This window comes from Micrococcus sp. TA1 (assembly GCF_014199555.1).
GTDB lineage: Bacteria > Actinomycetota > Actinomycetes > Actinomycetales > Micrococcaceae > Citricoccus.
This window is the reverse complement of sequence record NZ_JACHNW010000001.1, coordinates 958062-972616: the sequence shown is the minus strand read 5'-3', so window position 1 is coordinate 972616 and position 14555 is coordinate 958062. Positions and strand designations below refer to the sequence as shown.

Here is a 14555-nt window from a genome sequence, read left to right as displayed (position 1 = left end):
AGACGACCGACCGCCGTCGGGTCGGGTCAGGCCGTGGTCAGTCCCTGGGCAGGACCGGCACCGCGTCGCCGGCCATCTTCTCGATGACCCGGACGACCTGGCAGGAGTAGCCGAACTCGTTGTCGTACCAGACGTAGACGATGGCGTTCTTGCCGTCGTTGACGATGGTGGCCAGGCCGTCGACGATGCCGGCGCGGTTGGAGCCGACGAAGTCCGAGGAGACGACCTCCGGGGAGTGGATGTAGTCCATCTGGGCGCGCAGCGCACCGGTCAGGGACTCGTTGCGCAGGTGCGCGTTGAGCTCCTCGACGGACGTCTCCTTCTCCAGTTCCAGGTTCAGGATGGCCATGGAGACGTTCGGGGTGGGCACGCGGATGGCGTTGCCGGAGAGCTTGCCCTTGAGCTCGGGCAGGGCCTTGGCCACGGCCTTGGCGGCACCGGTCTCGGTGAGCACCATGTTCAGGCCCGCCGCGCGGCCGCGACGCGAACCCTTGTGGAAGTTGTCCGTGAGGTTCTGGTCGTTGGTGTAGGCGTGCACGGTCTCCACGTGGCCGTGGTCGATGCCGTACTCGTCGTTGATGATCTTGAGCACCGGCGTGATGCCGTTGGTGGTGCAGGAGGCGGCCGAGAGGATGGTGTCCTGCTCGGTGATGTCGTCCGTGTTGACGCCGAAGACGATGTTCTTGATATCGCCCTTGCCCGGTGCGGTGAGCAGGACCTTGGCGACGCCCTTGGACTTCAGGTGCTGGCCGAGGCCCTCCTCGTCACGCCAGCGTCCGGTGTTGTCCACCACGACCGCGTCCTTGATGCCGAACGCGGTGTAGTCGATGCTGGCCGGGTCGTTGGAGTAGATCACCTGGATCACGGTGCCGTTGGCGGTGATGGTGTTGTTCTCCTCGTCCACGGTGATGGTGCCCTCGAAGGGGCCGTGGATCGAGTCGCGGCGCAGCAGGGAGGCCCGCTTGACCAGGTCGTTGTCGGAGTTCTTCCGCACCACGATGGCGCGCAGGCGCAGCGAGGAGCCGCCGCCCTCGTGGGAGAGGATGATGCGGGCCAGCAGGCGGCCGATCCGGCCGAAGCCGTAGAGGACCACGTCGGTGGGCTCGTGCAGGCCCCCGCCGCCCTTGCCGGCGACCTCAGCCAGCTCGGTGTCCAGGAAGGACTGCAGGTCTCCCCCGGTCTCCTTGTACTTGTTGGCCAGCTTGGCCAGGTCCACGGAGGCCGCGCCGAGGTTCATCCCCGCCATGGCCTCGACGATCGGGAAGGTGTCCTCGACGGGCAGGACGGACTCGTCGATCTGCCGGGCGTAGCGGTGCGCCTTGATGATGTCGATGACGCCCTTGTGGACGAGCTGGCGGCCGTAGATGCTGGTGATCACGTTGTGGTCCCGGTACAACGTGCCGATCAGCGGAACCATCTTCTCGGCCAGTTCCTCCCGGTTGTTCCAGGCGGCGCGCTGGTCCTGCGCGATTCCGGTGGTCTCTTCTGCCACGGTAGGTCCTTCCCTCAAGCCCCTGCCTCCAGGGGGCGACTGCGCTGTCGCTGCACGGGCGCCGGTGGGCACCCGGTAGTGGAGACGGTCACGGCCCGTCCGGCCTGCCGTACCCGGTCGGTATACGGCCGGACCCAGTCTAGTGTTTCCGCACCACCCCGGTTCCGCATGTAGCCATGTGGTGGGCGCGCCCACCCTGTGGCGTGGGCCACTGCGGCCCGGTGACCGGTTCCGGGCCGGTCACGGCGGGGCCGGTGGACACGGTCCATATTCGCAGGACCGCGCCACTGACCCGCGGACTGGTCACGGGATAGGGTGCAGTCAATCGCATCATCCGTGACACGCGGACCTTCCACACGTCGCGCCACGCGTGCATCACTCTCGAGAGGAGGGCCGGGGCCGACGGGCCCCGGAGACGCCACATGAGCCATGAGACACAGTCGACGGCAGACCTGGTCAACGAACTGAGGGAAAGACGCAAGCGGCCCCCGCGCCGCACCGACCGTGCCACGGGGATCGATCCCTGGGTCTTCGGCATCGCGGGCGCCGTCGCCCTGGCCATGGTGCTGTGGGGATTCATCGGATCGGACTCCCTCGGGGCCTTCTCCGCCGACGCCCTGAGCTGGACCATCACCCACACCGGCTGGCTCTTCGTCATCGCCGCCACGGTGTTCGCGGTCTTCGTGATCGTGGTGGCGTTCAGCCGCTTCGGGCGCATCAACCTCGGCCAGGACGAGGAGAAGCCGGAGTTCAGGACGGTCTCCTGGATCTCCATGATGTTCGCCACCGGCATGGGCATCGGCCTGGTGTTCTACGGCGTGGGTGAACCGTTGTACTTCTACATGGCACCGCCCCCGGGGACCGTGGAGGGCCAGACCCCCGAGGCCGCCGGGGTCGCCATGGGCACCACGCTGTTCCACTGGACGATCTACCCGTGGGCCATGTACGCCGTGGTCGGCCTCGGGATCGCCTACGGCACCTTCCGGCTGGGCCGCAGCCAGCTGTTCTCCTCCATGTTCACCCCGCTGTTCGGGGAGAAGGCGGTCAACGGCTGGGGCGGGAGGGTCATCAACATCCTGGCCATCCTGGCCACGCTGTTCGGTTCCGCCTGCTCCCTGGGCCTGGGAGCCATGCAGATCGGCGGCGGTCTCCAGTCCGCCGGGGTCATCGAACAGGCCACCACGGCGATCCTCGTGATGGTCATCGGGATCCTCACCCTGGCCTTCGTGGCCTCCGCCGTGTCCGGGATCGCCCGCGGCATCCAGTGGCTGTCCAACATCAACATGGTGCTGGCCCTGCTCCTGGCGGTGCTGGTCTTCATACTGGGACCCACGCTGTTCGTGCTCAACATCCTCCCCAACGCCGTGGGCAGCTTCATCAACGACCTGCCGGTGATGGCCTCCCGCACCGGCTCCGGTGACCAGACGATGCAGGAGTGGCTGGGCACCTGGACCATCTTCTACTGGGCCTGGTGGATGTCGTGGACCCCGTTCGTCGGGATGTTCATCGCCCGCATCTCCCGAGGCCGCACCATCCGCCAGTTCGTGGTGGGCGTACTGCTGGTTCCCTCGGCGGTCTCCCTGGTGTGGTTCACCATCTTCGGCGGTGGCGCGATCGGCATCCAGGAGCGCGCCGAGCAGGCCGGGGACACGGGCGCCCAGCTCGCGTCGATCGTGGACGGGGCGCCGGACATCAACTTCGACCTGATCCTGTTCGACATGCTCGGCGCCCTGCCGATGAACCAGGTGCTCACGCTCATCGTCACCGGCATCACGGTGCTCCTGATCGCCATCTTCTTCGTCACCGGCGCCGACTCGGCCTCGATCGTCATGGGCACCCTGAGCGAGCGGGGCACCACGGACCCCTCCCGCAAGGTGATCATCTTCTGGGGACTGGCCGTCGGGGGCGCGGCCGCGGCCATGCTGCTGGCCGGCGGCGATGAGCCCGCCGAGGCACTCAACGGCATCAAGAACATCACGATCGTCTCGGCGCTGCCGTTCGTCCTGGTCATGCTGCTGCTGTGCGTGGCGATCTGGAAGGACCTGCGCCGGGATCCGTTGATGCTGCAGGACAGGATCGCCCGCCAGGTCCTCGAGGACTCGGTCTCCATCGCCGTGGAGAAGCACCCGGACAGCGGGTTCGGCCTCGTGACGGAGGCCATCGCCATCCAGGCGGCGCGGCCCCGGGATGCCGACCACGACGGCGTGCCCGACCGCCTGGACGCCCCGGTCCCGGCCCCGGAGGATCCGGGCCCCCAGGAGGATCCGTCCCCGGCCGATGCCGCCCACCCCGGACACCGGCAGGAGCGGGAGGACCGGTAGCAGTACCAGACAGCGGCGAGGGCCGGCGTCGTCTCCCCTTCTCGGGAACGACGCCGGCCCTCGCCGGGGGTGGGACAGGCCGGTTGTACGCCGGGTTCTGTGCCGTGACCGGTTGCCCGGACCACGGTGACGGCCATCCATCTAGGCCCGCCGTTGCCGACGGGCTCGAGCGGCCAACCCGGATGCTCGGGCGGGCAGCCCTGCGAGCGCATCCTGTTCGGCCTTGCACCGGATGGGGTTTACCGAGCCGGCCCGGTCACCCGGACCGCTGGTGGTCTCTTACACCACCCTTTCACCCTTACCCGCGCCGGTGGATGCACGCACCCACCGTGCGGGCGGTCTGCTTTCTGTGGCACTGTCCTGCGGGTTACCCCGAGTGGGCGTTACCCACCATCCTGCCCTGTGGTGCCCGGACGTTCCTCACGGCATCGCACGCGATGCCCTGCGACCGTCCACCGGCCTGTCCCGGCCACCCAGTCTATCGCCACGCCCACCCCCCCCTCGTGGCGGCGGCCCTCCCCCGCCCGGTGGCTAGGCTGTTCGGGTGCTCATCCTGCTGCCGCCCTCCGAGGGCAAGACCACTCCCAGCTCCGGCGCCCCGATGGAGCTCAGTTCCCTGTTCCTTCCCACGCTCACCGGCGAGCGCATCACGGTGATGGGCACCCTGGCCGCGGTGTCCACGGCACCGGACGCCGCCGAGGTCCTGGGGGTGGGCCGGGCGAAGCTGTCGGACATCGAGGCGAACCTCGTCCTGGACACGGCCCCCGCCGGCCCGGCCCACCAGGTCTTCACCGGGGTGCTCTACGACGCCCTGGACTACGCCTCCCTCCCGGAGGTCGCCCGCCGCCGGGCGCGTGAGGAGGTGCTGGTCTTCTCCGGCCTGTTCGGCGTGCTGACCCTGGGTGACCGGATCCCCAACCACCGCCTGACGGTCACCGCCACGCTGCCGACCATCGGACGGATGTCCTCGTGGTGGAAGCCCCGGCTCACTCCGCTGCTGGACGAGAAGGCCGCGCACGCCGGCGTGGTCGTCGACTGCCGCTCGGGCGGGTACGCGGCACAGTGGAAGGCCCCGGCGGAGACCACCGTGACGGTGGACGTGTTCCAGGTGCGCAACGGCGAGCGCACCGTGGTCTCGCACTTCGCCAAGCACACCCGCGGGCTGGTGGCCCGGGCCCTGCTGCTGGCGGGCCCCCGGGCGGCCCGGTCCCCGGAGACGGCGGCCGAGGTCGTGGCGGCCGCGGGCTCGGCCGCCGGTCCGTACGACTGGACGGTGGACCTGGTCCCGGCGTCGCAGACCCCCGGGTCGAGGCCGGGCCGGCTGGAGGTCACCCTGCCCGAGCGGTACTCCACCGTCTGAGCCGGTCGCCTCCCTCCTTCATCCCCCGGGACCGGCGGTGACCGGGACCTTTCCCCGGCCCGGGCGGGCCGCTACGGTGGTCGGATCCGATGCGCAGGAGGATGATCCGCCGTGAATCCCAACGTCCCCACCGTGGTGCAGTCCGACCGCACCGTTCCCATCAATCTGCGCCAGTCCGGGCCCACCCCGGTCCAGATGCTGATCGACACGCGCGTGCGGAAGTCGCCGTACTGGCACCTGTCCATGGAGGCCGGCTGCTGGCGGGCCTCGGTCTACAACCGCATGTACCACCCCCGGGGCTACGTGGCCCCCGAGGACGGCGGCATGATGGTCGAGTACGACTCCCTGGTGAACCACGTGACCCTGTGGAACGTGGCGGTCGAGCGGCAGATCCGGGTCCAGGGCCCGGACGCGGAGGCCTTCGTCGACTTCGTCATCACCCGGGACGCCACCCGGATCCCCGTCATGCACGCCCGTTACGTGATCCTGTGCAACGAGGCCGGCGGGATCCTGAACGACCCGGTCCTGCTGCGGCTCGCGGAGGACGAGTTCTGGTTCAGCCTCTCGGACTCGGACCTGCTGTTCTGGCTCCAGGGTGTCAACGTGGGCCGCCGGTATGACGTGGACATCCGCGAGATCGACGTCTGCCCCGTGCAGGTCCAGGGCCCGAAGTCCGTGGACCTCATGACAGACCTGTTCGGGGACGCGGTCGCCGGACTGCCGCCGTACGGCCTGCTCGCCGGGCAGGTGGCGGGCTGTGACGTGATCGTCTCCCAGACCGGGTTCAGCGGGGAGAAGGGCTACGAGATCTACCTCAAGGACGCGACCCTGCACGCCGAGACCATGTGGAACGCGGTCCTCGAGGCGGGCCGGCCACACCAGCTGGCCGTCGTGGCGCCCGCGCACCACCGTCGGATCGCGGCCGGCATCCTGTCCTGGGGCCAGGACATGGACCAGGAGACCCTGCCCTTCCAGGTCAACCTGGGCTATCAGGTCCCCCGGGGCAAGGCGGGCGAGTACGTGGGCAAGGCGGCCCTGGAGGAGGCCCGGCGGCAGGTCGAGGCGGGGACCCCGCCGTACACCCACCAGCTCGTGGGGATGCGGCTGGGCGGGGCGCCCATCGAGGACTACGCCCCGGACTTCTGGCTGATCAGTCCCGACGTCGACACCGACCCGGTCGGCTACGTCACCTCCCCCTGGTACTCGCCGGAGCTGGGTCACAACATCGCCATGGGGTACGTCCCGGTGGAGCTCGCCGGCCTGGGCACCGAGCTCTGGGTGCACCTGCCGGAGGAGTACGCGGACACCACCGGACGGCCCGTGGCGGCCGAGGTGGTCGAGCTGCCCTTCCGGCCCTCGGTCAACCCGAACCAGCGCGAGCTGCTGAGGCAACGGGGGCTGGACGCCGCCGAGTGAGGCGACGCCCCGGTCCCGTCCGCGTCCCCTGGCGGGCGTCACCGCCCGTGACGGCGGTCCGCGGCGCCCCAGCCTGTCAGGCGGTGCCCGCCTCGGCCACGAGCTCGACCTCGAAACCGCCGGGAGCCTCCAGGTAGGCGGCGTAGTGGCTGCGTCCCCCGGCGAAGGGGTGCTTCTCGGCGAACAGCACCGTGAAGCCCCGGTGGACCGCGCCCTCGACCAGCGCGTCGACCTCGGCCCGGGTGCCGGCCTGGAAGGCCAGGTGGTTGAGCCCAGGACGCAGCCGGTCATGACCGCCGGGACCCACGTCCGGTCCGGACTCCAGCACGAGGTACTCCCCGGCGCCCTGGTAGCTGGTGCCCTCGGACCACTCTCCGCTGACCTGGTAGCCGAGTTGCTGGAACAGCCAGCCCAGCGTCTGGCGGGCGCGGGCCAGGTCCTGCACCCAGATCTCCACGTGGTGCAGCCGGCCCGCCCGCCGCGGTGTCCCGGCGTCGGCGGGCCGTCCGGCGCTGTCCGCCGCGGCTGCCCCGGTCGCGGCCGGCACCGGTTCCGGTGCCGGCTTCTCCTGCACGGGCTGACGCCCGGGCGCCTGTGCCGGTTCCGGGGCGGACGTCGCGGTCCTCGTCGCCGTGGATCCGGCAGCCGCGGTGCCGGCCACCCGGATCCCGGACGTCGCGCGGACCCACGGGCGTCCGGACGCGCCGGCGTCCATGGCCTCGTTCGAGAGCAGGTCCGCGTCCTTGTTCTTCTCCCGGGGGATCCACTCGTACGTGACCCTGCCCGGGGGGAGGATCGCCCGGGCCTGGCCGGCCAGTTTCTGCATGTCCGCGTGCTTGATCTTCCAGCGCCCGCTCATCTGCTCCACCACGAGCTTGGAGTCCATCTTCACGTGCACCCGGGCCTCGGGGTCGAGGTTCCGGGCCATGGTCAGACCGGCCACGAGCCCGGAGTACTCGGCCACGTTGTTCGAGGCCCTGCCCAGCGGGGCGGCGTCGATGTCCAGGATCTTCCCGGTGGCCGGATCCCGAACGAGGGCACCGTAGCCGGCGACTCCGGGATTGCCGCGGGAGCCGCCGTCGGCCTCGACCTGCAGGACGCGTTCGGACACTGGCATCACTTCTCTCTGGTTCTGGACGGGTGGCCGGCCGGAGGCCGGCGGGGCTCAGCCCTCGGTGGCCCGGACCAGGATGGCCCCGGAGTCCGGGCAGTACACCAGCGTATCGGCCGGCGCCCGCTCGATCTGCGCGAGGTCCGCCGGGCTGATCGGCATGCCGGAGGCCTCCGAGTGGTTCCCGACCAGCCGCGCCGCCCCGATCCCGCCGGTGCGGGCCCGGACCTTCTCGTACCGGGCGACCAGTCCGGGGGGCAGGGTGGCCGCGAGCGCGGTGCGGTCCCTGGTCAGCTCGTTGCCGCGCGCGGAGACCTCGGTGGCCTCGGCCTTCAGCGCTGCCCCGCGGTCCCGGGCGGCGGACTGCGCCTCGGCCAGGAGCCGGTGGGCCTGCGCCTGCGCGGACTCGGCCTGTTCCACGGCGTCCATGGCCTCCAGCTCCGTCTCCTCGTGGCGGTCCTGGAGTTCGGCGAGCGTGGTGAGTTCGTGCATCATCCTCTCCAGGTCCCGGGCCGATCCCTCGCCGGCGTCCAGGCGCTTCTGGTTGCGCTCCCGGTGGGCCCGGACGGAGGAGACCTCCTGATCGGCAGCGGCCAGGGCGGCCTGCGCCGCGGCCAGCGACGCGGTGGCCTGGTCGGCCTCGGCCTGGCGGTCGGCGACCGCCTGCTGCAGCTGACGGAACCCGGGATCCTGGCGCAACTGCTGCATGCGCGACCGCGCCTGGTCCAGGGCGGTGTCCAGCGCCTGCAGGTCGAGCAGCCTCAGCTGTTCGGCCGGGGTCGCCGTGGTGGCCGGGGTCGCGGGGGTGGCGGAATCGGTCATGCGGGCCTCCTTCAGGAGCCGGGGGTCAGGACGAAGTCCCAGGGGTCGGTGTTCAGTGCGCTGACCGCGATCTCCACGTCGAAGCCGCGGTCGGTGAGCAGGGTGTCGAGGGCCTCGGCGGCGGCCGGCAGCCACAGCCACTCGCTGCCGAAGTGGGAGACCTCCACCAGGTAGGGGCGTCCGCCGGTCAGCCGGGCCGCCTCCCGCACCTCGGAGGCCGGGTGGTGGCGCAGGTCCGCCGTGACGTACACGTCGGCCCCGGCGGCCCGGACCTGGTCGAAGAGGCTGTCCCCGGCGCCTCCGCAGACGGCCACCGTGCTGACCAGCCCGTCCCGGTCCCCCGCCACGCGCACCCCGCCCGCCACGGCGGGCATGACCGAGAACACGCGGGCGGCGAAGTCGCCCAGTGTCATGGCCCGGGACAACCGGCCCACCCGGCCGAGCCCCTCCTCGGCCAGTCCCCCGGCGGCCGGGACCAGCGGCGTGACCTCCTGCAGCCCGAGCACGTCCGCGATGACGTCGGAGACGCCCCCGACGGCGGAATCGGCGTTGGTGTGGGCGGTCAGCAGCGCGCAGCCACCCTCGATGAGGCTGTGGAGGACCTCGCCCTTGAAACCGGTGGCCGCCACCGAGTGCACGCCGCGCAACAGCAGCGGATGGTGGGTGACGAGCAACTGGGCACCGGCGCCCACGGCCTCCTCGACCACGTCCTGGACGGGGTCCACCGCGAAGTGGATGCGGCGCACCGGCCGGCCGGGCCGGCCGGCCACCAGGCCGGTGGCGTCCCAGTCCTCGGCCAGGGACGCGGGCCACAACTGCTCGAAGGCCTCCAGCACCTGGGCCAGGGTCGGGATGCGGTCGGTGTCGCGGAGGTCCGTCCCCTCCGGCTCGGCCGGGGAGGACGGGGTCGGCGTTGCGGCGCTCATAGGGCCATTGTGCCCGAGTCGGGAATGAACCCGCGCTCCCCCGTGCTGTACCCCGTTGTGAGTGACGACGTGCGAGAGAACCCGTCCGACGACGTGACCGGAGCCCGCGGCTCCCACCGGGTGCTGACGGTGGCCGGTGGCTGCTTCTGGTGCCTGGACGCCGTGTACCGGCGCCTCCGGGGCATCACGTCCGTCGAGTCCGGTTACACGGGCAGCGACTGGCCCGACCCGGACTACGAGACGGTGTGTTCGGGGAGGACCGGTCATGCCGAGGCGGTGCGGGTGGGTTTCGACGAGTCCGTCATCAGCGCGGACATGGTCCTGGACATCTTCTTCACGGGCCATGACCCGACGACCCTGAACCGCCAGGGACATGACGTGGGTACCCAGTACCGCTCGGCGCTGTTCGCTGACGGCGCCGAGGACGAGGCCCTGTTCCGGGCCGCCATCGAACGCAACCAGGACAACTGGGCCGCCCCGATCGTCACCACGATCGAGCCGGCCGCCCGGTGGTATCCGGCGGAGTGGTACCACCAGGACTTCTACACGAACCGGCCCGATGCCGGCTACTGCCACGTGATCATCACCCCGAAACTGGCCAAGGTCCGGCAGCGTTACTCGGCGTGGCTGGTCGAGCCTCAGCTCAGCAGGCCACTGACATAGGCTGATTCCCGAGGACCCGGACGTCGCCGCCCGGGTCCAGCGCCCGTGCCGGCCACCGGCCCGCCGCCCTCAGTCCCTGCACCGACTTCGACAAAGGAAACCCTCATGGCCACCTTGCTCAACAACATCACCGAGGCCGTCGGCAACACCCCCCTCGTCCGGCTCAACCGGCTGACCGAGGGACTGCCCGGCCAGGTCGCCGTCAAGCTCGAGTTCTACAACCCGGCCAACTCGGTCAAGGACCGCATCGGCCGGTCGATCGTGGATGCCGCCGAGGCCTCCGGCCAGCTGCGCCCGGGCGGGACGATCGTGGAGGGCACCTCCGGCAACACGGGCATCGCCCTGGCCATGGTCGGTGCCGCACGGGGGTACAAGGTCATCCTGACCATGCCCGAGACCATGTCCAACGAGCGCCGCGTGATGCTGCGCGCCTACGGGGCGGAGATCGTCCTGACCCCCGGCGCCGACGGCATGCGCGGGGCACTGGAGAAGGCCCAGCAGATCGTCGCGGAGTCCGACAACGCCGTCTGGGCCCGTCAGTTCGCCAACCAGGCCAACGTGCAGGCGCACTACACCACCACCGGTCCCGAGGTCTGGGAGGCCACCGACGGCCAGGTGGACATCTTCGTGGCCGGCATCGGCACCGGCGGCACCATCACCGGCGCCGGCCGCTACCTGCGGGAGCAGAAGCCCGACGTGCGCCTGGTCGCCGTCGAGCCGGCCGACTCCCCCATCCTCTCCGGGGGCAAGCCGGGCCCGCACAAGATCCAGGGCCTGGGCGCGAACTTCATCCCGGAGATCCTGGACCAGGAGATCTACGACGCGGTGTACGCCGCCACCCTCGAGGAGTCCGTCGCCACCGCGCGTGACCTGGGCACCCAGGAGGGCATCCTGGGCGGCATCTCCTCCGGGGCCATCGTGTCCGCGGCCATCGAGGAGGCCAGGAAGGAGGAGAACCGGGACAAGCTGATCGTCGCGATCGTCTGCGACTTCGGCGAACGGTACATCTCCACCGTCCTGTACGAGGACATCCGCGGCTGATCACGGGCCCGCGGCACACACTACAGTCAAGACACCGCCGTGCGGGCCGGTCGCCGACCGGTCCGCACGCACACCGCCGGCACCAGCCACCGACCGAAAGGCCTCCAGTGGGTTTCCTGTCCCGCCTCAAGGAAGACATCGCGAACGCCCGGGCGCACGACCCGGCGGCCCGCGGCGACCTGGAGGTTGCCGTGGTCTACTCGGGCCTGCACGCGATCTGGGCGCACCGGCTGACGCACCGGATGTGGCAGAACGAGCGCCTGAAGACCCCGGCGCGCGTGGTCTCCCAGGTGGCCCGGACCCTGACCGGGATCGAGATCCACCCGGGCGCGACGATCGGCCGGCGGTTCTTCATCGACCACGGCATGGGCGTGGTGATCGGTGAGACGGCCGAGATCGGCGACGACGTCATGCTCTACCACGGGGTCACCCTCGGCGGGCGGTCCCTGGACAAGGTCAAGCGGCACCCGACCCTGCAGAACGGGGTCGTCGTCGGTGCCGGTGCCAAGATCCTCGGCCCGGTCGAGATCGGCGCGGGCACCGCGGTGGGCGCCAACGCCGTCGTCGTCAAGGACACCCCCGCCGGCTCCATCGCCACCGGCGTCCCGGCCACGTGGCGCCACCGGGAACCCCGCGAGCACAAGCCCGCCGTGGACCCCGCGGAGTACGTCGACCCCGCCATGTGGATCTGACGCCCCGCGAGACGCTCGCGCAGCACCCCAGCACGACGCCGGCCGGTCGCCTTCCCCTCGGAAGGCGGCCGGCCGGCGTCGTGGAGGCCTCAGGCCGAGATCTCGGAGCGGTCTCCCGACCACAGGGTGTGGAAGGTGCCCTCGCGGTCGACCCGGCGGTAGGTGTGCGCGCCGAAGTAGTCGCGCAGGCCCTGGGTGAGCGCGGCCGGCAGGCGGTCCCGGCGCAGTCCGTCGTAGTAGGCCAGGGCCGAGGAGAACACCGGCACGGGCACCCCGGCGGAGACGGCCGCCGCGACCACCCGGCGCCAGGCCGGCACCGCGGCGGCGAGCGCCTGGCTGAACTCCGGGGCGAAGAGCAGGTTGAGCGGCTGGCCCTCCGCCAGCGTGCCCGGCTCCGGGTGACGGGTGGTGTCCCGGCCCCCGTAGGCCTTCATGATGGTGTCCAGCAGGTCGGCGCGGATGATGCAGCCGTTGCGCCACAGGGATGCGATGGTGCCCAGGTCCAGGGACCAGCCGTACTGAGCGGCGGCCGCCGAGAGCATGTCCAGGCCCTGGGCGTAGGACACCAGCTTGGAGGCGTACAGGGCCAGGCGCACGTCCTCGACGAAGGCCTCGTGGTCCCGGTCCTGCAGTTCCCGCGGGGCGCTGACGGCGTCGGCGCCCGCGCCCAGGACCTCCCGGGCCGTCGACCGCGCGGCGGTCTGGCTGGAGAGCGAGCGGGCGAACACGGACTCGGCGATCGCCGCCACGGGCGCGCCCAGGTCCAGCCCGGAAATGGCCGTCCAGCGGCCGGTCCCCTTCTGCCCGGCCTCGTCCACGATGACGTCGACCATCGGCTGGCCGGTGGCCACGTCCACCTGGCTCAGGACGTCGGCGGTGATCTCGATCAGGTAGCTGCGCAGCTCCGTGCGGTTCCACTGCTCGAAGATGACGGCCTGCTCCGCCGGTTCCACGCCCCCGACGCTGCGCAGGAGGTCGTAGGCCTCCCCGATCACCTGCATGTCGGCGTACTCGATGCCGTTGTGGACCATCTTCACGAAGTGGCCGGCGCCGTCCGTGCCGATCCAGGCGCAGCAGGGGTCGCCCTCGTACTTCGCGGAGATGTCCTCGAGCAGCGGGCCGAGCGCCTCGTAGGACTCGCGCGGGCCGCCCGGCATGATGGCGGGGCCGTTCAGGGCGCCCTCCTCGCCGCCGGACACGCCGATCCCCACGAAGTGCAGGTCCTTCGCCGCGAGGGCCGCCTCGCGCCGGCGGGTGTCCTCATAGTGCGAGTTGCCGGCGTCGATGACGATGTCCCCGGCCTCCAGCAGCGGCACGAGCTGGTCGATGACGTCGTCCACGGGCCGGCCGGCCTGGACCATGAGGAGCACCCGGCGGGGGGTGGCCAGGGACTCCACGAGCTCGGCCAGCGTCTCCGTGGGGATGAAGGTCCCGTCCTCGCCGTGCTCGGCCACGAGCGCGTCGGTGCGCGCCCTGCTGCGGTTGTGCAGGGCCACGGTGTACCCGTGACGCGCGAAGTTCCGGGCCAGGTTCGCCCCCATGACCGCCAGCCCCGTGACGCCGATGTCAGCCTTCATGCCGTTCCTTCCCAGCACGCCGGAGGTGCTGCTGCCAACAGTGGAATTCCGGCCGCACCCCTCGGGGGCGGCCCGGACCCCACCAGCCTACGTGGTCGGCGAGGCCGGCCGCGGCGTTCACCGCCCCGCCTGCGGTGCGCAGGACTGTTCGGGGCGCCCATGCGGTCCCAGCAGGCCGTTGCCTGCGGGCGCCGCGATGCGTCAGTCCCCGACGGCGTCCCGGCCGCGGCGCACGATCAGCGGGTCCGGGGTGCCGACCACCGCGTGGTCCTTGTCCTCGTACTCGAACTGGGACAGGAAATGGCGCATGGCGTTGAGCCGGGCACGCTTCTTGTCATTGGACTTGATGGTGGTCCACGGTGCGTGGTCGGTGTCCGTGTGCAGGAACATGGCCTCCTTGGCCGCCGTGTAGTCCTCCCACCGGTCCAGCGACTCCAGGTCCATGGGCGAGAGCTTCCAGCGGCGCACCGGGTCGATCTGCCGGATGGCGAAGCGGGTGCGCTGCTCGGACTGGGTCACGGAGAACCAGAACTTCGTCAGGTGGATGCCGTCGTCCACGAGCATCTTCTCGAACAGCGGCACCTGGCTCATGAAGGTGGTGTACTGCTCGTCCGTGCTGAAGCCCATGACGCGTTCCACGCCCGCCCGGTTGTACCAGGAACGGTCGAAGAGCACGATCTCGCCCTCGGTGGGGAAGTGGTTGATGTACCGCTGGAAGTACCACTGGCCCTGTTCGCGGTCCGAGGGCTTGTTCAGCGCCACGACCCGGGCGGTGCGCGGGTTGAGGTACTCGGTGAAGCGCTTGATGGTCCCGCCCTTGCCGGCGGCGTCGCGGCCCTCGAAGACGATGATGTGCCGCTGGCCCGAGTCCTCGCCCCAGTACTGCAGCTTCAGCAGCTCGATCTGCAGCTTGTACTTCTCCACCTCGTACTCCTCGCGGGACATCCGCGTCTCGTACGGGTAGTCCTCCCGCCAGGTGTCCACGGCCCGGCCCTGGGGGTCGATCAGGTCCGGGTCCGGGGTGTGGCGGTCGACCACCTGGAAGCCGCCGTCACGGATCTTGTCGATGAACTCGCGCAGGTTCTCCCGGGGCGCGTCCGGCGTCAGCAGCATCTCGACTCTCCTTCGAAGGGG

12 protein-coding genes and 1 other RNA gene are annotated in these 14555 nt (G+C 70.8%); 6 read left to right on the top strand and 7 right to left on the bottom strand.

Features of this window, described 5'->3' with window-relative positions:
* Positions 1-37 precede the first annotated feature (37 nt).
* Positions 38-1492 (bottom strand): glyceraldehyde-3-phosphate dehydrogenase, encoded by a 1455-nt coding sequence (locus GGQ69_RS04075; protein ID WP_183524931.1) that lies wholly within the window; start codon positions 1490-1492, stop codon positions 38-40.
* Positions 1493-1914: 422 nt separating this feature from the next.
* Here GGQ69_RS04075 and GGQ69_RS04070 point away from each other — a divergent pair, with 422 nt between their 5' ends.
* Positions 1915-3813, top strand: a complete 1899-nt coding sequence (locus GGQ69_RS04070; RefSeq protein WP_183524928.1) for a BCCT family transporter — start codon at positions 1915-1917, stop codon at positions 3811-3813.
* 70 nt (positions 3814-3883) lie between these two features.
* Here GGQ69_RS04070 and rnpB read toward each other — a convergent pair.
* An RNA gene (gene rnpB, locus GGQ69_RS04065) (RNase P RNA component class A) lies at positions 3884-4277 on the bottom strand.
* Between the two features lie 80 nt (positions 4278-4357).
* On the opposite strand from rnpB, the gene GGQ69_RS04060 reads away from it, so the two are divergent.
* Together GGQ69_RS04060 and GGQ69_RS04055 are read left to right on the top strand one after the other, a co-directional pair.
* Positions 4358-5173, top strand: coding sequence for a YaaA family protein (locus tag GGQ69_RS04060; RefSeq protein WP_183524925.1), 816 nt, complete (start codon positions 4358-4360; stop codon positions 5171-5173).
* A 111-nt stretch (positions 5174-5284) separates the two neighbouring features.
* Entirely contained in the window at positions 5285-6589 is a 1305-nt protein-coding gene (locus GGQ69_RS04055) for a glycine cleavage T C-terminal barrel domain-containing protein (RefSeq protein WP_183524922.1), read from the top strand.
* A gap of 76 nt (positions 6590-6665) precedes the next feature.
* On the opposite strand, the gene GGQ69_RS04050 is transcribed toward GGQ69_RS04055, so the two are convergent.
* Genes GGQ69_RS04050 through GGQ69_RS04040 form a run of 3 tightly spaced genes read right to left on the bottom strand, consistent with a single transcriptional unit; the run spans position 6666 to position 9448 of the window.
* On the bottom strand, positions 6666-7706 hold the full coding sequence (locus GGQ69_RS04050; RefSeq protein WP_183524919.1) for a reverse transcriptase-like protein: 1041 nt from the start codon (positions 7704-7706) through the stop codon (positions 6666-6668).
* Positions 7707-7754: 48 nt separating this feature from the next.
* Positions 7755-8522: a zinc ribbon domain-containing protein gene (locus tag GGQ69_RS04045; protein ID WP_183524916.1), complete on the bottom strand. Its 768-nt coding sequence runs from the start codon at positions 8520-8522 to the stop codon at positions 7755-7757.
* Between the two features lie 11 nt (positions 8523-8533).
* Positions 8534-9448 (bottom strand): Nif3-like dinuclear metal center hexameric protein, encoded by a 915-nt coding sequence (locus tag GGQ69_RS04040; RefSeq protein WP_183524913.1) that lies wholly within the window; start codon positions 9446-9448, stop codon positions 8534-8536.
* A gap of 69 nt (positions 9449-9517) precedes the next feature.
* On the opposite strand from GGQ69_RS04040, the gene msrA reads away from it, so the two are divergent.
* The 3 genes from msrA (at position 9518) to epsC (ending at position 11844) form a co-directional block, all read left to right on the top strand.
* Positions 9518-10111: a peptide-methionine (S)-S-oxide reductase MsrA gene (gene msrA / locus GGQ69_RS04035; RefSeq protein WP_370577098.1), complete on the top strand. Its 594-nt coding sequence runs from the start codon at positions 9518-9520 to the stop codon at positions 10109-10111.
* Positions 10112-10216: 105 nt separating this feature from the next.
* Positions 10217-11152: a cysteine synthase A gene (gene cysK, locus GGQ69_RS04030; protein WP_183524900.1), complete on the top strand. Its 936-nt coding sequence runs from the start codon at positions 10217-10219 to the stop codon at positions 11150-11152.
* Positions 11153-11259: 107 nt separating this feature from the next.
* On the top strand, positions 11260-11844 hold the full coding sequence (gene epsC / locus GGQ69_RS04025) for a serine O-acetyltransferase EpsC (protein WP_010145783.1): 585 nt from the start codon (positions 11260-11262) through the stop codon (positions 11842-11844).
* Between the two features lie 89 nt (positions 11845-11933).
* Here epsC and gndA read toward each other — a convergent pair whose 3' ends face one another.
* Together gndA and ppk2 are read right to left on the bottom strand one after the other, a co-directional pair.
* Positions 11934-13421, bottom strand: a complete 1488-nt coding sequence (gndA, locus tag GGQ69_RS04020; RefSeq protein ID WP_183524898.1) for an NADP-dependent phosphogluconate dehydrogenase — start codon at positions 13419-13421, stop codon at positions 11934-11936.
* Positions 13422-13622: 201 nt separating this feature from the next.
* Positions 13623-14534, bottom strand: coding sequence for a polyphosphate kinase 2 (ppk2, locus tag GGQ69_RS04015; protein ID WP_183524896.1), 912 nt, complete (start codon positions 14532-14534; stop codon positions 13623-13625).
* Positions 14535-14555 lie beyond the last annotated feature (21 nt).

Excerpts from the sequence above, each read along its gene's own strand:
- GGQ69_RS04050 (WP_183524919.1), bottom strand. The coding sequence starts at position 7,706 with ATGCCAGTGTCCGAACGCGTCCTGCAGGTCGAGGCCGACGGCGGCTCC.
- gndA (WP_183524898.1), bottom strand. The coding sequence starts at position 13,421 with ATGAAGGCTGACATCGGCGTCACGGGGCTGGCGGTCATGGGGGCGAAC.
- ppk2 (WP_183524896.1), bottom strand. The coding sequence starts at position 14,534 with ATGCTGCTGACGCCGGACGCGCCCCGGGAGAACCTGCGCGAGTTCATC.
- GGQ69_RS04070 (WP_183524928.1), top strand. The coding sequence starts at position 1,915 with ATGAGCCATGAGACACAGTCGACGGCAGACCTGGTCAACGAACTGAGG.
- GGQ69_RS04045 (WP_183524916.1), bottom strand. The coding sequence starts at position 8,522 with ATGACCGATTCCGCCACCCCCGCGACCCCGGCCACCACGGCGACCCCG.
- GGQ69_RS04040 (WP_183524913.1), bottom strand. The coding sequence starts at position 9,448 with ATGAGCGCCGCAACGCCGACCCCGTCCTCCCCGGCCGAGCCGGAGGGG.
- cysK (WP_183524900.1), top strand. The coding sequence starts at position 10,217 with ATGGCCACCTTGCTCAACAACATCACCGAGGCCGTCGGCAACACCCCC.